Source organism: Psychrobacter fozii, assembly GCF_003217155.1.
Lineage (GTDB): Bacteria > Pseudomonadota > Gammaproteobacteria > Pseudomonadales > Moraxellaceae > Psychrobacter > Psychrobacter fozii.
The window spans coordinates 102995-127512 of the sequence record NZ_QJSU01000005.1 but is presented as its reverse complement, the minus strand read 5'-3'; the positions used below and the strand labels follow the sequence as shown (position 1 = coordinate 127512).

Genomic DNA, 24518 nt, shown 5'->3' with positions numbered 1-24518 from the left:
TTGGCAGAATTAATTAAGAAACCTCAATCCAGAGGTTTTGAGTGCCCATACCAGCTCTACAAAGGCGCGACTATTGGTCAGAGGTTCGCCATCGATAATGAGCACATAGCCTGAACCATCAATCCATAAGAATACAAAACTGGTCTCAGGAATGAGCAGATCGACCTGCTGAAAGAATGAGATCGCTTGGCTTTCTACGGCCCATCCGCGTTGCTTTTGTCGTAGCATAAATCCTGAAAAATCAGCTGCCGCGACACTGAGCATGTCTGCTTCTTCTTGGGTGTAGCCAATACGTGCCAAGCAAAACCCTTCATCAGAGCCAATGGCAGCACGGCGTTTGCCTGATAAGCTGGCCACCACATAGGGTAAAAACTGATCTAGTGGCAGATTGGGCGCTGGTAACAGGAGAGACAGTTTCTCAATCCAACCTTGTTCTATGAAGTTTTGCAGCCATTCATCAGAGTAGCGTTCAAGCCAGTCGGCAGCGAGTAACGTCTGCGCATAAGACAACAAGTCTTGTAGTGATAGCTGCTCCTCAGTGGGCTCACCTTGTGAAAATGCCTCAAAAATACCGGCTGGGGTTAGAGTCAGATACGTTTTATCAGCATTTAAATAAGAAGACATAGCAGCTACCATTATGATGAAGGTTATAGAGTGGCGATAAATTAGGTTTTCATATAGTTGAATTCAAATAATTTTGATACAAGGAAGCCGAGTGTAAGTGATACATTAGTATGCTTAGCGAGGATGACGATGTAGAAAATTTATATGGATTTGACTATAGTTTGATCAAGGTGCTGCTGACAGTTGTTCCAACGCGCATCGAATTGCCAGTCGCTTTTGCCCAAGCGAAACCACACTAATGAGAAAGCAAGGCGATCATTGCGAGCGATGCAGTGTGCAAAGAACTCGTTTTCGACTTGCTCAATCGTACCCCAATCCTCATTAGTACGTGCTTGCATTAGCTCGGCTGTGATTTCTTTGGAGATTTCCTTGGCGTCATCGCTACTGATACGTAGTCGTTGTTTTTGCTCATTGAGAGAAGGCGAGATTAGTACGCTCCAGCGGGTCGCGAGCATACTATTGCGTTGAATATATGCTTTTTTATCAATACAGTCGCGAAACCCTTGTTGAATATGAGGGTACAAGCGATCTTTGACACGAATGAATAAGTTATTCACATCATAAGGAATGTCATACCAGCAGCCATAAAAGAAGTCTGCAACAGCACCTTGCAACGGCTCTCTCTCGGTCAATAGTAGCGCCGCATTGATTCGTTGTTCGTGAAAGTGACGGTTGTTGGGTGCCAAAAACACTTTGCGCGAGTATAAGCGGAATACTCGCCGCGCTTCCATTTCGTTTTCTTTAATAAGATCTGAATCAGACATAACAGTGTCCTTTGAGTCATGGTCGCTATATAGTCAAATTCATATAAATCCGCTACATCGTCATCCTCGCTAAGCATACTAATGTATCACTTACACTCGGTTTACTTGTATCGAAATTATTTGAATTCACTACAGTCAATTCCATATAAACCAGATAGATTGTCAGGCCTGTTCAGCCGTTCAGTCTACTGTTTATAGTGCTCTTACCTGTCTTCTATTGCGTATGTAGCCCAGTAATTAGTCCATCCGTTAGTCTAGCAGTGTCTGCATCAAATCTATCATAAATTCGGCATCTTCTTCGTTCATCGCTTCAAACCCTTGAGGCATACCAAGCTCAGCCAAGGCTTCTTTACCATCATCATCATTGTGCAGATTGAGAATGGCTTCTATAAATATTTGTGCATCAGGGAAGCCGTCTTTAATAAGTAGCACGTGGCTGATGTCAGCCAAGTCACTTTCGATAAGTACGGAGAGCTGGGTCTTGGTCAACCGTGAAAAGCTATGAAAAATCTCTGCCAAAAAGAACGCGGCTTGGGCATCCCCTTTAATAACTTTACGGGCAGCTGCCTGATAGGTTTCAGTGACATCCCATGTCAGATCAGATTCTTCGATATCAACCGCTTCTAGTAATCGTAAGCCAATCAGTTTGACATCTCGGTTGTCTGCCATAGCGACTGTAGCACCAGCTTTAATGTCTTCTAAGTGGTTAATGTCGCTATTTGCCGCAGCGGCAATGACCATTTCATCAGACTTTCCGATAGGGCGGGCGACGGCACGGTAGCCTTGCTCACGGATTAGGGTTGCGGCATCAAAAGGATTGGCGTAAATGACCTGAATGTCACCCGCATTAATGACTTGCTCTTGCTCAGCATGTGATGCGGGGATGTTCAAGTGCATATTTAAATTGGCACGTTTTTGAATCAACGTATTGAACATGTGCCAGCCTGCAAAACGATCAGGCGAAAAATCTGGGGCGATTAACATATTGTGTGTCGTCATGATTTAGCCTTCCTCGTTTTGTTTCATTTGGGCATATTGCGCCATTGCCGCTTTGATTTTGCTGCGTGATGGCTTACGTCGTACGGATGTATAGCCGACGGTTTCGCCGTGACGAACGTTAGGTACGACGGTTGCATAGACCCAATAATGACTACCATCTTTGCATAAGTTTTTGACATAGCCATGCCATTTTTGTCCTGCTGTGGCAGTGTCCCACAGGTCTTTATAAGCCGCTTTTGGCATGTCAGGATGGCGCAAAATATAATGCTGCTGGCCAATCAATTCATCGACATGGTAACCGCTAATCTCAACAAAGGCATCGTTGACGTGTGTCAGTACGCCATCCAAATCGGTACGCGATACAATCAATTTACCGTCTGGATAAGGGCGTTCGATACCAGTGTCATAGACAGTACGCGACGTGCCATCATGGTAAGTCAGGGTAATCTGTTCGGCAGGCATATCAGGCTTGTGTGCATCAGGGATTGGAGAACCCATGGTCATCTCCTTCATTGGTCATTATGTAGTTGATTCTCTATAAATTGGATACGGTGTCAGCCTTGCTTAGTCTACTACTTGTAGTACTTTCACCCGGCTTCCTTGTATCCAAATTATATTGAATCGACTATGTTTATAGTAATTAAAAAGCTAATAAATTCGATAAGCAGTCGCCAATCAAATGAGCTTTGCAAGGGCTTCTGAGGCACGTTTGATATCTAAGAATATCAAACCAAGCTTGGCATTTGGTTTTGCCATAATAGTGAGCACCGCCTCATCTCCTGATGACGTCATAATAACGTAGCCTTTTTCACCCTGAATCATAATACGATCGATACTACCACGCGCCAACTCACGACCTGCACGATCACCCAACGATAATAATGCTGCTGACATAGCACCCACACGATCTTCATCGACGCCAGTTGGTAGAGCTGAAGCAATCATCAGACCATCGTTAGAGATTAGGGCAGATGCTTCAACATCTGCTGATGAGCTGTTTAAGTCTTCCAATATCTGTTGAAATGAGTCTGTACGCATATCGCTTTCTCTATGATCAGTGGTGGATTGTTTAAGTAAAAAAACTGGTTAACTATATCCTTGCTTTAAGAAAGGTATTCTAACTCCTTACTAATGATATTGATATACATTTGCTCAATAAAAAACGATATTTTTGGAGTTTTTTGCCGTTTATCATCGAATATTTGCCTTTTATCCTCGGTTTCTAAAGGAATTTGGCAGTAACCCATTACCTTTAGTAAGAAGATTATGAAAGAGTTGGCCTAATTATTTATATTTTTTGATCAGAAATACTATCTGTATAGCTATTAATCGATGTCTAAAAATTCTGCTAAACAGTGCAGCTTGGATTTAGCTAACAAAAATCGCTTATATGTTTCTGTGATAGAGATATTTACTAGACTTATAAGTCTTAAAGATGATATATAGTTATAAGGCGAAAAATGTTGACACTTATCTATTCTCTATAGATACATAAATTCAGTCAGCTTTTTTAATCCCATCTGTCTCTACAAACGTTAACGTGTTGTAGGGACGATTTCAGTTTTACATCAACGTTCGCAATCTCATTATCCGTTGTGATATCAAGCGACATTGACGTAAGTAAATATGTTCCCCAGTTTTACCTTAAGGAAAAAATATGAGTATCAGTCAGGCCATCGAAAAAATCGAAGCACGTTATGCGCATCAGCCAGAGTTTATTCAAGCAGTAAAAGAGGTAGCGATTACGATTAAACCTTTATATGATGCTCATCCTGAATATAGTGCATTGAAAGTATTTGAGCGTTTGGTGGAGCCTGATCGGGTATTTGGTTTTCGTGTCAATTGGGAAGATGATAAAGGCGATGTGCAAGTCAATCGTGGCTGGCGTGTGCAGTTCTGTAATGCTTTGGGCCCTTATAAAGGCGGTCTCAGATTCCATCCTACCGTCAATCAATCCGTATTAAAGTTCTTAGGCTTTGAACAGATTTTTAAAAATGCGCTAACGGGCTTGCCGATTGGTGGCGGTAAAGGCGGGTCAGATTTTGACCCTAAAGGCAAAACAGATAGTGAGATTCGCCGTTTTTGCTACGCCTTTATGCGTGAGTTACATCATTATGTGAGCAAAGACATGGATGTGCCTGCTGGCGACATCGGCGTCGGTGGTCGAGAAGTCAGTTATATGTTTGCGATGTATAAGAATTTAACGCGTGAATCAACAGGGGTTATTACTGGAAAAGGCGTGGGCTTCGGTGGTAGCTTGATGCGTACCGAAGCGACTGGCTATGGTGCGGTATATTTCTTAGAAAATATGCTTCTCGCCCAAAATGACACGCTCAAAGGCAAAAAGGTGCTGATATCAGGGGCAGGTAATGTTTCATTGCACGCTGCCGAAAAAGTGAATGCACTTGGTGGTATTGCCATAACTGTCTCTGACTCGCAAGGGACTTTGCATGATGAAAAGGGTCTTAATCAAGAAAAAATCGATTGGCTCAAAAAACAAAAACAGCAGAACAAGCCGTTAGCAGAGTATGTTGAAGTCTATGGTGGAGAGTGGCTTGCTAAACAAAAACCATGGCAGTTTAAGGCTGATATTGCGATTCCATGTGCCACTCAAAACGAAGTCAATGAAGCTGATGCCAAACTATTCGTCGAAAATGGTGTGAAGTACGTGGTTGAAGGCGCTAATATGCCGCTCACTGCTGAAGCGATTGATCATATCCGTTTGCACCGTGTCCATTATGCACCTGGTAAAGCCGCTAACGCTGGCGGGGTTGCAGTGTCTGCGCTTGAAATGTCGCAAAACTCTGTACGTCAATATCAAACCTTTGAGCAAGTCGATGAGCGTCTAAAAGGTATTATGAAAGATATCCACGACAGTGCTGCGAATGCTTCAGAACAATATGGTCAAACTGATAATGGTTATGTCGACTATATGGCTGGTGCCAATATGGTTGGTTTCAAACGTGTGGCTGATGCGTTGGTCGCTTTTGGTATTTTAAACTAAGGATCTACTATATAACTCATAGCCTCATCTGATCATTGCAATAACCAATACTGCGTTTGTCCTCTTGAGACAAATGCAGTATTTTTTTGTCGAAATAATAGCAAGTATTAATCGAGAGCAAACGTTTCTATAGGTGATGTATTTAGATTGATTGTCTAAACAAAGTAATTACACTTTGATACTTTTTCATCCTACAGCGAGTAGAAAACCTCGCTAACATGTATCTACGAATAACGAAGCCAACGTCTATTGATAATGAAAAGTAAGCACTTGGCTAAAAAAGTAAGTCATCAGTGAAGGAGATAATATCATGGGAAAGCTGTCTAAAAAGATGCAGTTGACCACTTTAGGTGCAGGCCTAGCAGTCGCACTAACCGCAGGTGTCATGAGCACGACTGTCATAGCCGCTCAAACAAATCTATCTACCGAAGTGAAAGCAGCAAAAGGTAACAAGGTTGGCTTAAAACAAGCGATTACTATCGCCACCAAGCATGCATCAGGTATGCTTATCAGCGCTGATTATGATGAGGACGACGATGATACAGAAAACGGTGTATACGAAATAGAATTTAGCACGGCTAGCGATAGCTATGAAGTGATCGTTGATGCTATTACGGGGGAAGTTGTCAGCACTGATACTGAACGGTTAGATCGTGATGATATTAACGATTACAACGTACAGCGCCGTGTGAAAGTAAATGTCATGAGTGCGATAGGTATCGCTGAGAAAAAAATAGGCGGTATGACATTAGAAGTCGAGTTTGAAGCAGACCGTGATTACAGTGATCATCCGTTATATTACAAAGTGGATTTACTAAAAGGTGATGAGGTCGTCAGTATCAACATCGATGCCAATACAGGTGAGACGTTTGCCAACAAATATAAGCGCTAGTAGCAATGTTAATAACAACGTTAATAGTAACTGTAATAGCAACGTTCAAACAGACCAAACCAAAGCCATTAGCTGAACATATCAGCTGGTGGCTTTTTTAATGGCGACAAATAAAGGTAGGTTGATTACAAGGTAGGTTGATTACATTGTCTCGCGCCATTTACCTTGAATCATGATGCCTTGGATAGGGTTTAGCCCCATCTGATAGGCCAAATCAGCAGGACGGGCGATATCCCACAGTGCTAAATCAGCATCGCAGCCCACTTCTACTTTACCTTTATTCGGTAGCCCTAACGCCTGTGCTGCATAGACGGTCGAGCCTGCTAATACTTCTTCAGGTGTCAGGTAAAATAACGTACAGCCCATATTCATCATCAATAAAAGCGACGTTAACGGTGAGGTGCCAGGGTTACAATCGGTTGAAATCGCCATGGGAACTTGATGTTTACGTAATGCCTCAATGGGTGGCAGCTTGATATCACGTAACGTATAAAACGCCCCTGGCAATATCACGGCAACGGTATTGCTAGCCGCCATTTTTTTGATGTCTTCTTCTGACAAGTGCTCTAGATGATCGCTCGATAGGCCTTTATATTCAGCAACTAAGGCACTACCACCTATATCAGACAGCTGCTCAGAGTGCAGTTTGACTGGTAGATTTAATGAGCGAGCTACTTCAAACACTCGTCTGATTTGCTCTGTGCTAAAGGCGATGTTTTCACAGAAACCGTCGACCGCATCGACTAAGCCTTCTGCATGCAAGATTGGTAGCCATTCGCAAACTTGCTCAATATAGTCGTCCGCATGGTCTTTGTACTCAGTGGGTAGGGCATGCGCTGCTAGGTAAGTGGTGCTCACATGAATGTCGTATTTTTCGCCCAGTTGGCGCGCGACCGTGAGCATTTTGCGCTCAGTGTCCAAGTCTAAGCCGTAGCCAGATTTGATTTCAATACTGGTGACGCCTTCTTTCATGAGCGCGAGTAGACGTTTTTCACTTTGTGCAAATAGCGATTCAATACTAGCGGCGCGAGTGGCAGTGACCGTCGCGACAATACCACCGCCTTGTGCTGCAATGTCTTGATAGCTGGCGCCTTGCAAACGTGCTTCGAACTCATTACTACGGTTGCCCCCATAGACGATATGCGTGTGACAATCGATAAGCCCTGGGGTTATCCATTTACCATCTACATCTGTGATTTGGCTAGCTTGATATTTAGGCAGATGAGCAGTGATTTGATTCTGTTTACCAACCCAAGCGATTTTACCGTCTTTAATACCGATAGCCGCCTTTTCTAACTGACCGTATGGGATGCTATCAGCGTGTTTATTTTCATCATCACTTATCTCAATACCAAAACCATGCTGCGCTGAAAAGGTGGCGATATTGGCGTTAATAATGACATGGTCAAATGATGTCATAGCAGACTCGTCGAGCATCTTTTCTATAGGACTTTTCGATACGGAGTTCTTTGATTCATTCATAATATGCTCCTGATTTTTGTGAAGTCAGTGATCTTTGTTGGCAAGATCTAAGCGCTAAGTAAGTGCTGCTCTACAATCGTTGCCAGCAGTCGAGCAGCGACTTTGCAGCTACGACTATCAACGTCAAAGGTAGGATTAATCTCAGCAATGTCTACCATTTTTACTTTGCCTGATGCCATGATGGTTTTTACCATACGCTCAACGAAACCTAGCTCAATACCGTAAGCGGCAGGTGCGCTCACACCTGGAACGACACTGGCAGGTAAGCAGTCCATATCGATGGTCAGATATATTATATCGACCTGATCTACAAAGCTTTTGACCCGCTCAGCAAGTGTAGCCCAAGGCTCATAATGACAGTCTTCATCGCTGATGACCTGTACGCTCAATTGTTTAGCGCGATCAAAGAGCGCCGCCGTGTTAGAGAACCGACTGACGCCAATACAGCAATAGTAAAAAGGCTGATCGTGTGCGTCAAGATGCTCGGCAATTTGGCGAAATGGTGTTCCAGAGGTCGCTACATCCGACTGACGAATATCAAGATGAGCATCAAAATTAATAATCCCGATAGTAGGCATGGCATTTGCTTCGCTTATATTTTCTAAGGCCTGCCATAATCCTAAAAAGCTACCATAAGCGATAGCATGACCACCGCCAAGCCCGATGGGTAATCCACCTTGCTTGACGATAGTGCTCACTGCATCAGCATATTTAATCTGAGCTTGCTCAAGGGTGCTCTCGGCAAGGCAATCATTATCATCACAATGAATGTCACCAGCATCACCCAATAAGGTTGATAATTGACCATCAAAACGTTGTTGTAAATCAGCGATGACTGGCAGCGTAGCAAAAGCTCGACGAATCAATGGCGGAGCAGCTCTAGCACCTACGCGGCCTTGATTGCGTCTGACGCCTTGATCACAGGCAAAGCCAATTAGCCCAATATTTTGATCCTCATAAGGCTGAGCAAGTTGATACCAATAGCGGGCACGTGCAGTCTCAAATGGCTCTGCACGTCCTGTCCACTGGGTCATATCAGCAGGGTCGTGGTTAATGTGAGTGGTAGTCGTTGCTGTTCTCGCTATTGTCATCGCCGTTCTCCGCAAATCAATATTTATTTAGACTCATACCAGTTGCTGCGTAGTGACTGCCAGTGTTCAGCAAGCGTACCGTTTAATACCAACTGCTTAGCTGCTTCAATATCAGGGGCGAGGTAGCGATCTTTATCATAGAAAGTCACTTTCGCACGCAGTTTCTGATGTGCCACAGTCAACGGATTTGAAGTCTCTAATCCGCGATGAAAATCAATACCTTGACCAGCAGCCAATAGCTCAATACCTATGATAGTCGCAGTGTTTTGCGCCATCTCATATAGGCGGCGTGCGCAATAGGTGGCCATAGACACATGGTCTTCTTGGTTAGCAGAAGTCGGGATGCTATCGACGCTACCAGGATGGGCGATAGATTTGTTCTCTGATGCCAGTGCTGCGGCGGTCACATGCGCAATCATAAAGCCTGAGTTTACCCCAGCATTATCCACTAGGAATGGCGGTAAGCCACCTGACAAAGTCGCATCAATTAGCAAAGCGACACGGCGCTCAGACATAGAGCCAATCTCAGCGATTGCCAAGGCTAAAATATCAGCGGCAAAAGCGACTGGCTCAGCATGGAAGTTACCACCTGATATGGCGACAGGGCCATCTTCGTTATTAAAGATAAGGGGGTTATCGGTCACCGCATTAGATTCGATTAATAAGGTTTTACCTGCTTGGTTGATGATATCAAGACAGGCACCCATGACCTGCGGCTGACAGCGTAAGCAGTAAGGATCTTGAACTCTATCGTCTTGCTCGCCATCATGTGAGGCACGAATAGCACTGCCTTTGATTAGCTGACGGTGTGCTTTGGCGATTTCGATTTGACCATGATGGCCACGTACTTCGTGAATACGCGCATCAAAAGGTGAATCTGATCCTTTGGCAGCATCAATGGACATAGAGCCGACAATGGTGGCAGTCTCAAGTAAGTCACGCGCTAAGAAATAACCACGTAATGCTAGCGCAGTTGAGACTTGCGTACCGTTGATAAGCGCAAGGCCTTCTTTGGCTGCAAGGGTAATAGGCTCAAGCCCATGCTGGGCTAGGGCATCAGCAGCTGGCACTTTTTTACCAGCAACAAAGACATCACCTTCGCCCATCATCGCAAGTGTCATGTGTGACAAAGGGGCTAAGTCACCAGAAGCGCCAACTGACCCTTTGGCTGGAATATTTGGCGTGATTTGATTGTTGATTAAGGCCAGTAGACTGTCTACCACCTCGCGACGTACGCCAGAAACACCTTGCGCCAAACTGGCGACTTTCATCACCATAATCAGTCGCACTACGCTGTCTGGTAACGCTTCACCAGTGCCCACTGAGTGAGAAACAATTAGGTTACGCTGAAGTAGCTCAAGTTGGTCGTCACTGATACGCGTCTTGGCAAGTAAGCCAAAACCAGTATTGATACCATAAGCGCTTTTGTCTCGTGCGATGATGGTTCGTACATCTTCGTGCGAGGCGTCTATTGCCTCGTAGGCACTTTCAGGCAATGTCAGTATGACAGGCTGCTCATAGATATCACGTAGCATTTTAAAGCTAAGTTGGCGAGGGTGTAGTGTTAGTTTTTTGATGTCGTTCATAGGGGTAATCCTAGTGTTGTAAGCTATATGAGTTATATTATTTTTAATGCGTATCTTTACTAAAATGGGGTTTTTGAAAGGTTTTTAATCAACGACATATCTATTATTGGGTTTGAATTTTTTAGCCAATCCAATTGAAGTACATCGCCAGATGTCCGAATGCCGCAGCCAATAAAATACTGAGTACCACGCGCTCGAACCAAATGATGACCATTTTGCCAACGGAGACAGGAATCTCGGTCGCAAGCACACACGGAATCATGGCTGAAAAGAACAGCACACTGCTAATGGAAATGACCCCTGCGACATAGCGTGTCAGAATATCTGCCTCACTTAGCAGTAATGCTGGCAAGAACATCTCAGCCAATCCCGCTGACATGCCTTTGGCAGCGGCGAGCGGTTCTGGTAAGCCGCCAAGCCATGTAAAGGGATAAAGAAGCAAACCCAAGGCATCGAATACGGGCGTATATTTTGCTAATAGTAATCCTGTTAAGCCGACAGCGATGATAGATGGCACGATAGCGGCTGCCATCGTCAGACCATCACGAAAGTTAGACCATAATATTTGTTTGAGGTCAGTCGCACGGCGTGAAGTGGACAAGCCTAAATCAAACGCAGCTGCTAGCCGTGTACCACCTTTCTGATCTAAAGTGGGACGTTCAACGCTATCATCAAAGAGACTGATAGGTGGAATACGAGCGGTAATCGCAGTGACAATAAAGGTAATCACTAGCGTAGACCAAAAGAACACATTCCAAAACTCCATCAGACCAAGTGTTTTGGCAACAATCACCATGAATGCCGCTGATACGGTTGAAAACCCAGTCGCAATGATAATGGCTTCACGCGCTGAATATTGCTTTTGTAAATACACACGATTGGTGATGAGCAAGCCAATGGAGTAGCTACCGACAAAGGAAGCCACAGCATCAATCGCTGATGAACCTGGGGTTTTCCAAATAGGTTTCATAATCGGCTGCATGAGCACACCAACCATTTCTAGTAAGCCAAAACCAACCAAGAATGCCAATATTAACGCCCCAATAGGTACAATCATACCGACTGGTAAGGCCAATTTTTCAAACAAAAACGGCAGCATGTCCTTTTCCATCATAAAGGCAGGCGCTACGTCAGCCACATACATCACTGCCAATATAAGACCCATGATTTTAAAAGCAGTCATAATCATATGGGTGATATTTTTACGCCATGAGCCATCGATAAATGGTTTACTCACTCCATAGAGCATGAGTAGAAACAGTAATGTCACGGACAAGGTATGCTGCTGAGTCACCAGATAGGTCGCGCCATGATCGAACAAAATCGTGCTTTTTTCACCAATGGTAAATGGTACGAAGAACATCACCAAACCGATGGCACTGAATATGAGAAGCTGTATTAAAGCAATAGGGGTTGATAGCAGTTTTTTTGATGATGTCGTTGGATTTTCATCGTGCAGATCAGATGTTGTATTTTGCTCAATCATATTATCCTCCTTGATAAAACGCCGATTATGTCCTTATACCTAGTTATATAGTTGATTCAGTTTAAAAGAGAGACAAGGCAACCGAGTGCAGATGTATGTGTGATACTTCAAACGAGGTTAACGCTGTCACTCTTTTATAGAGGATTGACTATAGCTTATAAGGACAAGGGACAAACTATTTGACCATTGGCAAATTCAAACCATAGTCTTTCGCTGTTTTGATTGCTAACTCATAACCTGCATCGGCGTGACGCATAACCCCTGAGCCGCAGTCATTGACAAGTACTCGTGACAAGCGTTTGGCTGCTGCATCAGTACCGTCTGCGACGATGACCATGCCGGAGTGCTGCGAGTAGCCCATGCCAACGCCGCCGCCATGATGTAGTGATACCCAAGTCGCGCCGCCTGCGACATTGAGCATGCCATTCAATAATGCCCAATCAGATACCGCATCTGAGCCATCTTTCATGCTTTCTGTTTCGCGGTTTGGACTTGCAACAGAACCTGTGTCTAAGTGGTCACGACCAATGACGATAGGGCCTTTTAGCTCACCGCTCTTGACCATCTCATTGAATGCTAAGCCTGCTTTATCACGCTCACCAAGCCCTAACCAGCAGATACGGGCAGGCAAGCCTTGGAACTGAATACGCTCTTTTGCCATATCTAGCCAGCGATGGATATGTTGGTTTTCAGGGAATAGCTCTTTAATTTTTTGATCAGTTTTATAGATATCTTCTGGATCGCCTGATAGTGCTACCCAGCGGAATGGGCCTTTACCCTGGCAAAATAGCGGGCGAATATAAGCAGGGACAAAACCTGGGAAATTAAAGGCATTTTTAACGCCTTCATCAAAAGCGACCTGACGGATGTTATTACCGTAATCGGTCGTTGGAATGTCCATCGCTTGTAGATCTAGCATCGCCTGTACGTGTACGGCGCAAGATTCAGCGGCCGCTTTGGTCAGTGCTGCATGCTGCTCTGAATCTTCTTGTGCGGCTTTCCATTCCTCTACGGTCCAGCCGCTTGGTAGATAGCCATTAATCAAGTCATGTGCCGAGGTTTGATCGGTGACCAAATCAGGCTTCATGCCACCAGCATTAGCACGCTTGACCATCTCAGGCAGGATATCTGCGGCATTGCCAAGTAGGGCGATAGAGACGGCTTCACCCGCATCGGTATGTTGTTTGATTAACTCGTAAGCGTGGTCAAGATCATCTGCTTGCTTGTCGACATAACCAGTGCGCAAACGGAAATCAATACTAGACTGTTGACACTCGATGTTTAATGAAGTTGCACCAGCAAAGGTCGCAGCTAATGGCTGCGCACCGCCCATACCGCCAAGACCAGCGGTCAAAATCCAACGACCCGCCCAGCTGCCATCATAGTGCTGACGACCCGCTTCAACGAAAGTCTCATAGGTCCCTTGGACGATGCCTTGCGTGCCGATATAAATCCAGCTACCAGCAGTCATTTGGCCATACATCATTAAGTCTTTGCGATCGAGCTCGTTGAAGTGCTCCCACGTTGCCCAGCGCGGCACAAGGTTGGAATTGGCAATCAAAACACGCGGGGCATTTTCATGCGTTTGAAACACGCCTACTGGTTTACCAGATTGCACCAATAACGTCTCATCATCTTCTAATTCTTTTAGCGACTCTAAAATTTGGTCATAGCTTTCCCAGTTACGGGCTGCGCGTCCGATACCACCATAGACGACTAGGCTTTTTGGATTTTCCGCCACATCAGGATGCAGGTTGTTTTGCAGCATGCGATAAGGGGCTTCGGTTAGCCAGCTTTTGCAATGTAGCGTGGAGCCAGTAGGCGCAGCAATATTACGGCTCTCATCGCGTCGAGTAGGTTTATTGCTATTGCTATCAGTAGTCATGGTCAAATCCTTATGAGATCTTTTAAGTCGATTGGGCAATTAAAGTGAGTGGTTTACGATCAGTCTAAGAGTGCACTTAACTGCTTGCTAAATTGGCTAGATTATCGATACTGCCGTAAAGTTGTATATACAAATTATCAAAGATATTTTTTTCATGCAAGGATTTTTTATGGATAGCCGCATTATTTTTGTTATTAACTCGATCAAGACTAAACGCTTAGACATATTGACTAAGGCCTGCATGGCGGTCTCGTGATATTATGAGGCTATTATTTTTAGTAAAGCTGACGGTTAAAAACGGATATGACAAAGACAGTTCCGGCGTATCAACGAATAAAAAATGCCATATTGGACAATATTCACTCTGGTAAATGGCAAGCAGGTAACGCGATTTCGACAGAAATGGCACTTGCTGAAGAGTTCGGTGTGTCACGAATGACGGTGAATCGCGCCCTAAAAGAGTTGAGCGAGGAGCGGGTATTAGAGCGTCGACAAGGGTCGGGAACGTTTGTCGCGCAGCAGCAGTTCAACCATACGTTTGTTGAAGTGCGCAATATCGCACAGGACTTGAAGTCGGCCAATCGTGACTACCGAGCAGAGGTTGTGAGTAAGCGTGCTATTACGGCCGACATGCTCGATGATGAACTACGGCGTGATTTTGGTATTGATAAGGTTGATGGCGGTCTTGGCAAGGATGGTAGTAGCGAAGCATCCGTTCTATATGAAGTAAAAATCATTCACTTTGCGGATGGTCAGCCTATTCAGTTTGAAGAGCGTTGGGTGGATGCGAACAAAGTACCAGCGTTCATTGAGCAAGATTTTAGTGTGGTCAACACCAGTGATTATTTAATCGCTAAAAGCCCACTGGAGCGTGGTAGTTATACCATCCGAGCGCTGGCCGCACCTGATGAGATTGCTAACTTTCTACAAGTCTTACCGCAGTCACCAACGCTTGTATTGTGTCGCCAAACCTATTCGGCTGGTCAAGTCGTCACCTTTGTTAAAATGTGGCATGCTGGCGATCGCTACCAGTTTTCGGGTGATTTGTAGGTGTTACCTTTCGCATGCTCACGGATTTTGTACGTTTTTTATGTCTAAATTGAGATACTATGTTTGTAAGCTGCTATTTAATGAGCAGCAATTTTCATTGACTGAATGCGCTATAATAATTGAACAGTCGTTAAAAATTCAAAAATAAACCAGAAACAGTATTGAAAAATAGGCGAAATAACCTCAAATCGAGCAGCCAAAGCCGAATATTGCAGGGCAGTCATTGTACTGGTCTCTTATATCGGCTTTTCCCTATTTATTGGTTGTATGTGTTTTCACTTTATTCATTCACTCTTATAAGGACGTCTTATGAAACGTCGTACTCTTTTAGCCCTTGCCGCCAGCACTATGTTCCTTGCCGCTTGTGGTCAGTCTACTACTAATGATGCCGATACTACTGCGACTGACAGCGCTGCGACTGGTGGATCTGATTTGCTACAGCGTATCAATAATGGCGGCACCATCAACGTCGGTACAGAGGGCACTTATCCTCCGTTCACGTATCATGATGAGAGTGGCAAACTGACAGGTTATGATGTCGAAGTGACACGTGCCGTTGCGGATAAACTAGGCGTAGACGTTGAATTCAAAGAAACCCAATGGGACGCGATGTTGGCAGGTTTGGATTCAGGACGTTTCGATATGGTGGCCAACCAAGTCAGTTTGACCACGCCTGAACGTCTTGCTAAGTATGACAAAGCCAGTCCTTATAGCTGGTCAGGTGCAGTAGTATTGGCACCGACTAACGAAACTCGTTATAGCTCATGGGATAACTTAAAGGGTTTGCGTACCGCACAATCACTCAGCAGTAACTATGGTGAGCTAGCAGAACGTTATGAGGCAGAAATCGTTCCTGTCGATGGTATGGCGCAAGCAATTCAATTGGTTAAGCAAGACCGTGCTGACTTTACGATGAATGACAACTTGGCCGTATTGGACTATCTCAAAAAATTCCCAGATGCAGATCTTGAGATCAAACTGACGGCTCCTGCTAGCGAGATGCGTGGTTCAGGTTTAGTATTGATTAAAGGTGATGATGCAGTCGTAGCAAAACTAAATGACGCGATGGCAGAATTGACCGCAGATGGCACGCTCACCAAGCTTAGCGAAGAGTTCTTTGGTGCTGATATAAGTCAACAAAAATAATGTCAGGTTTTATCATGCCAGCTTCTGTAATGTCAGCATCATGGTTCGCAGACTTATTGGCAGTATTGCCATTCATGAGTCCTGATCGAGCGCAGATTGTCATCTCATCATTTTGGCCGATGCTCAAAGGCGGTATCTATTATTCGATACCGCTAGCATTGATCTCATTTGCGATTGGTATGGCCATTGCGTTGACAGTAGCATTGATTCGTATCGTACCGCGTGCCAGTTGGTTCCATGAGGTAATCTATCGGCTTGCGCGCGTGTATGTGTCGGCGATTCGTGGTACGCCGATGCTGGTGCAGCTATTTATTATTTTCTATGGTTTGCCAAGTATTGGTATAAAGCTTGATCCTTTTCCTTCAGCGATTATTGCGTTTTCGCTCAATATTGGCGCTTATGCATCGGAGACGGTGCGTGCTTCTATTTTGTCGATTCCAAAAGGGCAGTGGGAAGCAGGCTCGACGGTAGGCTTGACGTATCTACAGACCTTCCGCCATGTCATTTTGCCGCAAGCGCTTCGGGTGTCAGTACCACCGTTATCCAATACTTTTATTAGTTTGGTAAAAGACACCTCTTTGGCCTCACTTGTATTGGTGACTGAGCTATTCAAACAAGCTCAGATTATCACAGCACGTAACTATGAGTTTATGCTGGTTTATACTGAAGCCGCGATTATTTATTGGGGTATTTGTCTGTTCTTGACCTTTATTCAAGGCAAGCTTGAAACGAGGCTAGATCGTTACGTGGCAAAATAAGTGATGGTTGAATAATTCTTAGCTACACAGCTATTCGCTAGATAGCCATTAGTCATACAAGCGCTTTAGAACAAGTACTTAAGAATAAACAGTCGCAAATAGAGACCAGTACAACAGGAATTTTTATGATCAAAGTCACTAATATTCATAAAGCCTTTGGCGGCAATCAGGTGCTCAAAGGCATCGACTTGACCATCAATAAAGGCAAAGTGGTGGTGATATTAGGGCCATCAGGGTCAGGTAAGACGACGTTTTTGCGTTGTCTCAATGCGCTAGAAATTCCCGATCAAGGTGTCATTGCTTTTGATGATGGTAGCTTGACAGTAGACTTTGCTACTAAGCCTAAAAAGAAAACATTGCTAGCACTACAGCGTAAGTCTGGCATGGTGTTTCAGTCTTATAACTTGTTTCCACATAAGACAGCTATTGAGAACCTAATGCTTGGGCCTACAGTAGTACAGGGTCAGACCAAAGCACAAGCTCGTACGCAGGCATTGGCACTGCTGGAGAAGGTTGGTCTGTCAGATAAAGCGGATCTGTATCCGTTTCAGCTATCTGGTGGTCAGCAGCAGCGTATTGGTATTGCTCGTGCGCTCGCTATCGAACCATCGTTGCTATTGTTCGATGAGCCGACCTCTGCGCTTGATCCAGAACTGGTTCAAGATGTCTTAGGCACTATGAAGCAACTGGCCTCTGAAGGTTGGACGATGGTTGTTGTGACCCACGAAATTAATTTTGCTCGTGATGTCGCAGATCATGTGGTACTAATCGAAGATGGTCACGTGGTCGAAGAAGGCAGCCCTGAGCAGATGTTTGAGTTGTCAGTGCATCCTCGTACGCAGGCGTTTTTACAGCGTATCGAGAAGTCATAGCGTTATGACAATCAACTGACGTTCTAAGCGAAAAAAGCCCCAATCATGATGTCATGGTTGGGGCTTTTTTTATAACAGCAGATAGCAGGCGATGTTAAATAATGAGACAGAGCACTTAAACTTTTTGTCGTTTCTTTAACCTTAACCAACGTGGTACGCGAGTGGCAGTACCATTTAGCACAGCATTAAACAAAGCTGCCAGTAAAATAAGCACCACACCTACATACTGAATCAAAGACAGTGATTGATGTAGTAAGAGTATGGCAAGGGCAATGGCTGTCAGAGGCTCAAAAATCGTAAACACTGAAGCGCGACTGGCAGGGAGCTTCTCTAACGCTTTCATGTACAACCCAAAAGGCACCACGGTTCCGAGTAAAGACAGCCCTAAGACATAACCCCAAGTCAGCAGAGGCAGGCTAAATAGTTGCTCATAAGTATTGTAAGTCTCTGGCAATAGCAGCAGCACACCTGCACTGATGATGATAGACGTGAAAAATACCAACGGAGCAGGGTGAGCATAATGCATCGCGCGTTTACCAAGCACACCGTATAGGGAGTAGGACATGCCTGCTAATAATCCCAGCACGATACCCCAGTTGACTTGCGCCTGCTCGCCTAGCATGGTTAAGCCCACACCAAACACAGCCATTAGTGACAGCAGTGCTGATTTTCGCGTAATAGACTCATTGAGCAAAAAGGCTGAAAACAGTAAACTAAACACGGGCGCAGTGTACAGCAGCGCGACAGCAGGACCTGCGCCAACATAGCTGACGGCAAAAAAATAGCAGATGGACATGCTAAGCACACCTATTAGTGACTGAAGTGCCAGTCCTAACCAGTGTTTTGGGCGCAGCTTAATCAGATCAGGCCATAATTTTGGGAGCATGGCCAATATAATAAAAGCGGCCGTGACAATCCGTAGTATGGTCACTTGCCAGCCACTAAAGCCGATTTGATTAAGGTAGGTAGAAAATATACCCAGTGTTCCCCAGCAAATAGCTGCCGTGATAATTTGAATGATGCCTATCCATGATTTTGGTGATGGCACTGCTGTATCCATGTTCGCCATATCGTTCTCTTTTTTATTTGAGTGTCGCAAGATTTACAAGTTATAGGCTGTCCAAGCCTCTTGGGTAACTACAATCTAATCACTATAAAACTGCTAGGGTAGCAACTTCGTTAACCATACCAACGTATGGCTAATAAGGTTTTCTTATATCGATATTGCGTGCTGACGATATACCAAACTCAAAAAATACAGTCAGCTGTGCCAATTCGTTTAGCCTACCAAAAGTAGCGTTTGAACTCGCTTTCTTCACTGCTCAAATTTTGTGAATGGTCTGACGCAATACAATACTGAAATAAGAAAAGACAACCCGATTGAGGGCTGTCTTTTGTTTGTTCGTTATTTTAGTCTATCACGAAAATATTATGGGGTCGCTTAGAAATGTTATCGATATAAATATAATCACCCTAATATGACCGGTTTATACCTGCATCAAAAAGTTACTGAGCAAGCGCTTGGCACCTTCGGTAGCAAAAGATTCCGGATGAAATTGTACGCCTTGAATGGGATAGACTTTGTGCGCCAGTCCCATAATCTCATCACCTGCTAACGCCGATTCCGCTAAGCTATGCTCAACATGGGCATCGTTAGTCACGACGGCGGTGACAGTCAAGCAATCTGGTAACGTATCTGCTTTCACCATTAATGAGTGATAGCGCATGATTTCGATCTCTTGCGGCAGGCCTTGATAGACACCTGAACCATCATGGCTAATTGATGACACCTTGCCATGCATCGGTACATTGGCACGTATCACATCACCACCAAACACATGAGCAATGCCTTGCATACCTAAGCAAACACCCAGTAACGGCGTCGTTTTTCCCATCACTTCGATGACCTCAGCACAAATACCGAAGTAGGCAGGGTCATCAGGTGCACCAGGGCCTGGTGAGATAATGATTCGATCAAGATTCATCGCTTGCACATCAGCCAGCGTAATTTCATTGTTGCGTTTAACGATGACGTTTGCTTCTTCATCACCATCCATGGTTTGTAAAATCTCACCAATATATTGGTAAAGATTGAAAGTAAACGAGTCGTAGTTGTCGATAATTAAAACATTCATGGGTCATAAACTCTTTTGTAAAAATATAGCTAGGTAAAATGTGGTCAGTGTACGAATGACGGCTGGTACAGATGACCGCTACATAAAGCTATCTAGTACCACTTTCATCGCAGACAGTTTGCGCTGAATTTCCAAGTATTCATCGGCAGGATTGGAGTCGTAAACGTTGCCGCCACAGGTCTGTGCATAGGCAGATTCGCCACTGATAAAGAGACTGCGAATAGGAATAGCAAAGATACAGTCGCCATTGAAATTGAATGACCCAAGCGCACCACCATAGGCACCGCGACCATCAAGCTCTAGCTCATTGATGACTTTGATGGCTTCAACTTTTGGTGCCCCAGACAATGTGCCGGCGGGGAAGTTGCTGGCAAGCGCGCTAAACATGTCTTCATTGGGATGTAAGATGCCGACGATTTCAGAGGAGATATGCTGCACGTGTGAGAAGCGTTTGATATCCATCAAGCTACGGACTTTTACGGTACCAAATCGTGCCACACGGCCAATATCGTTACGATGTAAGTCGACCAACATATTGTGTTCGGCAATCTCTTTGTCATCGTTGAGCAATGCACGGGCCAGCTTACGGTCTTCGATCACATCGACGCCGCGCTTGGCTGTCCCTGCCAGTGGATAAGTTTCCATCTCACCTTGACGTAAGCGAAATAGCAACTCAGGTGAGGCACCGATGATGCACTGCTGAGCAAATTTCATAAAATACATGTGCGGCGAAGGATTAACAGCGCGCAGTTTTTCATAAATTGGCATCTTATCACCAGCGATACGATACTTAGACTTAAACCCTACTTCACACTGAAAGATACGCCCAGAGATGATGTCTTCTTTGACTTGCATCACTACTTTGGCATGCTCTTCTTGGCTCATACCATCGCCCAAAAACTCAACCGTAGGATTTTCATAGCTTGGAATATCTATATTAAATAAGGCTTTGATCTGTTCGATACGATTTTCTTGCTGCGCGGTTGGGTAGTAGAAGTAAAAAATTTCACCCGTCATCTTATCGAGCGTCAAGCCATCCAAATACACACCAAACTTAAATGGTTCAAAGTCGTCGCTAGACTTGGCATTTAGGCTAGGCTCAAAGAAATTCACACTGTCATAGCCTAGATAGCCGACCAGACCACCGCTTTGATCACGAGCGATGACATGCTGAGGGGTAATCTCACGTAGTAGCTGATACGGGTTTTCGGTTTGGTAATGGCTGGTTTCAGCGGTTTTATTATCGGTAATCGCAAGGGTAGTACGGTCTAATGCTGCAATGGTCATAACTGGATCAAAACCAATGGCATGATGACGTGAGATATGGCTATCTTCGCCCAAGGATTCGAGTAAATAGCAGGTATCAAAAGTGCTTTCGATGCGTTTAAATAGCGCAAAAAAATCAATATCTTGCGTGAGCTTGATGCGCTGCGGTTTGCTAGGAATATCAATCGCTGCAGGTTGGCTATGCTGTAGTGTAGGAGAGGTCATAACAAAGTCCGAAATAGTTCAAATATGTGTCAGTTAAAAATAGAAGGAATTCAAATAATATGGTGTTAGGTATAGTGGGTTGACTATATCAAGCGTCTTGTCTGTGTGTCGCTAATAGGGCGCTGACATCATGACTTTGCATGACTTTGGCACCGCGCGAGACAGTAGCGATACCGACGCCTAGCTTTTCAGATATTTCACGTTGGGTGATATTGTGTTCTAACAAGTCAAAAATACGGATACGGTTGGCAATTTCGCGTTGTTCTTTGTCGGTCAATAGCGCACTAAACAGCACTTCGATGTCAGCGCTGTCATGACAATCCGCTAGATGCTTTAATAAACTGCGATAAGGGTCGGTACTCATAATGTTCAATCTTAATAAAAGAATAGATAGCTATCTTGTTTACGTGTTTTAGCCTTGTTTCAGTATTCTAGTACAGTAGTACGTAAAAGACAAGTAAAGTCATAAAACGCTTCCTTCTTTTCACTAAACCTTTCCATAAAACTGAACTTGTCCAAAGTAAAAAACCAGTTAATAGCGATTAACTGGCCTGTTTACCATTTCTTATTAATACCGCTTAAACCTACTCTGGGGCAAGCTCAATTTGTACCTGCCAACCGTCTATATCAAGCTCATAGCAGTTTTTGCCTTCACTATTAATACGGTCAATCACTAAAAAGTCAGAGTCATGACCCAGTGCGAGTAGGGGGTGATGCCAAACATTGGCATCATACTGCACCCCTTGATGAGATTTGGCATAAAACACGGTCAAATCATCAGCAGATTGAGGTGGTGTGCCTGCAGGAGCAACAACAACGACATAGTCCTGAGCATTCATTGAAAAAAACGCCTGCGTGCCAAACGGATGGTATTCCATCACCGATAGGCGGATAGGAAAATCACGTTTTTTGGCACGGAAGATGCTCATGCCTACATTACCACCATCGAGCTTAGCTTCGGCGATGGCATGATGGCGACATGCGTAGCCTTTATTGATATGGTAGCTGTTTTCAGGCGTTTGCTCATCCTTATCATAGGGTTCGATAACGGTGCCGTAGGGTGCAAAATCAGCTTTGGTTAAAGGTTTTGCAACGATCGTATTCTTCATAAGAGTACTCATGATTTGCCTTACTTTTGGTGATTGCTATTTATAATCACTGTTTATAATTATTATGAGCTAATTTATCATAAACCAGTACGCGACCTAAATCACCACTTGAGAATAAATGACATACTCAAATAAACGATGATGCGTCTATATTGTTTATTTATAGTCAGGTTAATACAAAAAAGAGAAGACTTATCGTTCTGGACGAATAAATGGCATATGTCTATTCACATCTTTATAGAGTAAGTATCTAAATGGACCAGGTCCACCGGCATAACAAGACTGCGGGCAAAATGCGCGCAGCCACATAAAATCACCTGCCTCCACTTCGACCCATTCACCGTTTAAGTGATAGACGGCTTTACCTTCTAATACATACAACCCATGTTCCATCACATGCGTTTCATCAAATGGAATCACGCCACCCGGCTGGAAAGTAACGATATTCACATGCATGTCATGACGCATATCAGACTGCTCTGTAAATCGAGTGGTTGCCCATACGCCATCTGTGCCCGGCATCTCAATAGCGTCAACTTCGTGATCGCTTGTGACAAAAGGCTCGGGCGCCTCAATACCGTCTACAAACTGATAGGCTTTGCGGATCCAATGAAATTTAACGTGCTTGTCACTGTTGTTTTTCACCGTCCACTTACATTCCGGCGGTAAGAAAGCATAGCCACCTGCTTCCATATGATGCGCTTCGCCTTCAATGGTAATATCCATTTCACCTTCAACGACAAACAATACGGCTTCGGCTTTCATGTCTAGCTCAGGCTTCTGAGAGCCTCCGTTTGGCGCTACTTCAACGATGTATTGTGAGAAGGTCTCTGAAAAGCCAGTTAAAGGACGTGCAATTACCCACATCCGCATGCCTTCCCAAAATGGTAGGTAGCTAATAACAATGTCGGTTAAGACACGTTTGGGAATAATTGCATAGGCTTCGGTGAAGATAGCGCGATCGGATAGTAGTTGTGTTTGTGGAGGTAATCCGCCAGTTGGTGCGTAATAGGTGCTTTTTTTTGACATTATTAATATTCCTTAATGGTGTTGTGCCGCGATAATAATGGTGTGCTGCGATAAATGGGTATCTAAACGTAGGGTTACAGCCAGTTTGCCGTGTTGTCCGCAGTGGCTGGATGGTTTTTATACCAATGTTTGGCAATGTCATCGCGGCGACATACCCACACGTCAGGTTTGCTAGTGATGTATTGCAAAAACTTTTTGAGGGCGGTGATGCGACCTGCACGGCCAATGATGCGACAATGCAAACCGATAGTCAGCATTTTAGGTGTATGTTCGCCTTCCTCGTATAAGGTGTCGAAACTGTCTTTTAGATACTGATAAAAAGGTTCAGCATTGGTAAACCCGGGACTAGAAGCGAAACGCATGTCGTTGGTTTCTAGCGTATAAGGAATGACCAAATGCGGTTTGCGCGCGATTTTGTTACCGTCTTCTACTTTGACATTGAGCCAGTAAGGAAGCTCGTCCGCATAAGAGTCAGAGTCATAGATATAGCCACCTTGTTCGGCGACCAGCTCACGAGTGTTGGGGCTATCACGACCAGTGTACCAACCAAGCGGCTGACCACCAATCATGCTCTCAAATATCTCAGTCGCGCGGCGCACGTGCTCACGCTCGGTTTCGCGGTACATATTTTGATAAGTAATCCAACGTAGACCATGACTGGCAATTTCGTGTCCATCTTCTAATACGCGTTCGATGATATGCGGTGTTTTTTCGGCAGCGGCAGCACAAGTAAAAGTGGTAATAGGTAAACCATACTCTTTAAACGTATCCAATACTCGCCACACACCAACACGGCTACCATACTCAAATGCTGATTCAATCGATTGGTGGCGATTGTTAAACTCTGGCGTGCCCAAAACATCCGATAAAAATCGCTCTGACTGACCATCACCATGAATGACACTGTTTTCTGCGCCTTCTTCGATATTAAGTACGAATTGAACAGCGATTTTGGCACCACCTGGCCAATTGGCTTTTGGTGGATTATCACCATAGCCTTTTAGGTCACGAGGGTAGGCATCTTGATTGAAATCACTGGTTATTTTTTTACTCATTGTAAATGTATCCTCAATATCTTAAATGCCTTAAATAAACTAGAGCAACTGCAGCAAAGT

At 44.4% G+C, this 24518-nt stretch carries 23 protein-coding genes; 6 read left to right on the top strand and 17 right to left on the bottom strand.

What is annotated here, in order from left to right; translation table 11 throughout:
* Positions 1–9: 9 nt before the first annotated feature.
* From DFP82_RS07985 to DFP82_RS07965, 5 genes are all read right to left on the bottom strand, one after another.
* The gene (locus DFP82_RS07985; RefSeq protein ID WP_110923206.1) at positions 10–624 is read right to left on the bottom strand and encodes a hypothetical protein; all 615 of its coding nucleotides are present in this window, start codon (positions 622–624) and stop codon (positions 10–12) included.
* A 140-nt stretch (positions 625–764) separates the two neighbouring features.
* Complete coding sequence (locus tag DFP82_RS07980) at positions 765–1388, bottom strand: hypothetical protein (RefSeq protein WP_110923205.1); 624 nt, start codon at positions 1386–1388, stop codon at positions 765–767.
* 249 nt (positions 1389–1637) lie between these two features.
* Positions 1638–2387 carry a PhnD/SsuA/transferrin family substrate-binding protein gene (locus DFP82_RS07975; protein WP_110923204.1) on the bottom strand — a complete coding sequence of 250 codons (750 nt, stop codon included), beginning with the start codon at positions 2385–2387 and terminating at the stop codon, positions 1638–1640.
* A gap of 3 nt (positions 2388–2390) precedes the next feature.
* Positions 2391–2885, bottom strand: a complete 495-nt coding sequence (locus DFP82_RS07970) for a PAS domain-containing protein (protein WP_110923203.1) — start codon at positions 2883–2885, stop codon at positions 2391–2393.
* A gap of 177 nt (positions 2886–3062) precedes the next feature.
* Positions 3063–3425, bottom strand: a complete 363-nt coding sequence (locus DFP82_RS07965; protein WP_010201036.1) for a roadblock/LC7 domain-containing protein — start codon at positions 3423–3425, stop codon at positions 3063–3065.
* Between the two features lie 619 nt (positions 3426–4044).
* On the opposite strand from DFP82_RS07965, the gene gdhA reads away from it, so the two are divergent.
* A complete protein-coding gene (gene gdhA, locus DFP82_RS07960) occupies positions 4045–5391 on the top strand; it encodes an NADP-specific glutamate dehydrogenase (protein ID WP_110923202.1) in 1347 nt (448 codons plus the stop codon).
* Positions 5392–5701: 310 nt separating this feature from the next.
* Positions 5702–6283 carry a PepSY domain-containing protein gene (locus tag DFP82_RS07955; protein WP_110923201.1) on the top strand — a complete coding sequence of 194 codons (582 nt, stop codon included), beginning with the start codon at positions 5702–5704 and terminating at the stop codon, positions 6281–6283.
* A 141-nt stretch (positions 6284–6424) separates the two neighbouring features.
* On the opposite strand, the gene hutI is transcribed toward DFP82_RS07955, so the two are convergent.
* The 5 genes from hutI to hutU form a co-directional block, all read right to left on the bottom strand.
* Positions 6425–7720, bottom strand: coding sequence for an imidazolonepropionase (gene hutI / locus DFP82_RS07950; RefSeq protein ID WP_245905689.1), 1296 nt, complete (start codon positions 7718–7720; stop codon positions 6425–6427).
* 92 nt (positions 7721–7812) lie between these two features.
* Positions 7813–8856, bottom strand: coding sequence for a formimidoylglutamase (hutG, locus tag DFP82_RS07945; protein ID WP_110923199.1), 1044 nt, complete (start codon positions 8854–8856; stop codon positions 7813–7815).
* A gap of 23 nt (positions 8857–8879) precedes the next feature.
* A complete protein-coding gene (gene hutH / locus DFP82_RS07940; protein ID WP_110923198.1) occupies positions 8880–10442 on the bottom strand; it encodes a histidine ammonia-lyase in 1563 nt (520 codons plus the stop codon).
* A gap of 121 nt (positions 10443–10563) precedes the next feature.
* Entirely contained in the window at positions 10564–11928 is a 1365-nt protein-coding gene (locus DFP82_RS07935; RefSeq protein ID WP_220034725.1) for a YjiH family protein, read from the bottom strand.
* A 175-nt stretch (positions 11929–12103) separates the two neighbouring features.
* Positions 12104–13813: a urocanate hydratase gene (gene hutU, locus DFP82_RS07930; protein WP_110923197.1), complete on the bottom strand. Its 1710-nt coding sequence runs from the start codon at positions 13811–13813 to the stop codon at positions 12104–12106.
* 303 nt (positions 13814–14116) lie between these two features.
* Between hutU and DFP82_RS07925 the strand changes: the two genes are divergently transcribed.
* From DFP82_RS07925 to DFP82_RS07910, 4 genes are all read left to right on the top strand, one after another.
* On the top strand, positions 14117–14863 hold the full coding sequence (locus DFP82_RS07925) for a histidine utilization transcriptional repressor HutC (protein ID WP_110923196.1): 747 nt from the start codon (positions 14117–14119) through the stop codon (positions 14861–14863).
* Positions 14864–15172: 309 nt separating this feature from the next.
* The gene (locus DFP82_RS07920; RefSeq protein WP_110923195.1) at positions 15173–16009 is read left to right on the top strand and encodes an amino acid ABC transporter substrate-binding protein; all 837 of its coding nucleotides are present in this window, start codon (positions 15173–15175) and stop codon (positions 16007–16009) included.
* Between the two features lie 14 nt (positions 16010–16023).
* Positions 16024–16767: an amino acid ABC transporter permease gene (locus DFP82_RS07915; protein WP_110923335.1), complete on the top strand. Its 744-nt coding sequence runs from the start codon at positions 16024–16026 to the stop codon at positions 16765–16767.
* A gap of 125 nt (positions 16768–16892) precedes the next feature.
* Positions 16893–17639 carry an amino acid ABC transporter ATP-binding protein gene (locus tag DFP82_RS07910; protein WP_110923194.1) on the top strand — a complete coding sequence of 249 codons (747 nt, stop codon included), beginning with the start codon at positions 16893–16895 and terminating at the stop codon, positions 17637–17639.
* A gap of 115 nt (positions 17640–17754) precedes the next feature.
* Here the strand turns inward: DFP82_RS07910 and DFP82_RS07905 are convergent, their stop codons facing one another.
* The 7 genes from DFP82_RS07905 to puuE form a co-directional block, all read right to left on the bottom strand.
* A complete protein-coding gene (locus DFP82_RS07905) occupies positions 17755–18708 on the bottom strand; it encodes a DMT family transporter (protein WP_110923193.1) in 954 nt (317 codons plus the stop codon).
* Between the two features lie 418 nt (positions 18709–19126).
* Positions 19127–19774 (bottom strand): anthranilate synthase component II, encoded by a 648-nt coding sequence (locus tag DFP82_RS07900; RefSeq protein WP_110923192.1) that lies wholly within the window; start codon positions 19772–19774, stop codon positions 19127–19129.
* A gap of 78 nt (positions 19775–19852) precedes the next feature.
* Complete coding sequence (locus DFP82_RS07895; protein ID WP_110923191.1) at positions 19853–21265, bottom strand: anthranilate synthase component I family protein; 1413 nt, start codon at positions 21263–21265, stop codon at positions 19853–19855.
* Between the two features lie 88 nt (positions 21266–21353).
* Entirely contained in the window at positions 21354–21629 is a 276-nt protein-coding gene (locus DFP82_RS07890; protein WP_110923190.1) for a Trp family transcriptional regulator, read from the bottom strand.
* A gap of 220 nt (positions 21630–21849) precedes the next feature.
* A complete protein-coding gene (locus tag DFP82_RS07885; protein ID WP_245905678.1) occupies positions 21850–22386 on the bottom strand; it encodes an ureidoglycolate lyase in 537 nt (178 codons plus the stop codon).
* A gap of 180 nt (positions 22387–22566) precedes the next feature.
* Positions 22567–23403 (bottom strand): bifunctional allantoicase/(S)-ureidoglycine aminohydrolase, encoded by an 837-nt coding sequence (locus DFP82_RS07880; RefSeq protein WP_110923189.1) that lies wholly within the window; start codon positions 23401–23403, stop codon positions 22567–22569.
* Between the two features lie 74 nt (positions 23404–23477).
* Positions 23478–24458 carry an allantoinase PuuE gene (gene puuE, locus DFP82_RS07875; RefSeq protein WP_110923188.1) on the bottom strand — a complete coding sequence of 327 codons (981 nt, stop codon included), beginning with the start codon at positions 24456–24458 and terminating at the stop codon, positions 23478–23480.
* Between the last annotated feature and the right edge of the window lie 60 nt (positions 24459–24518).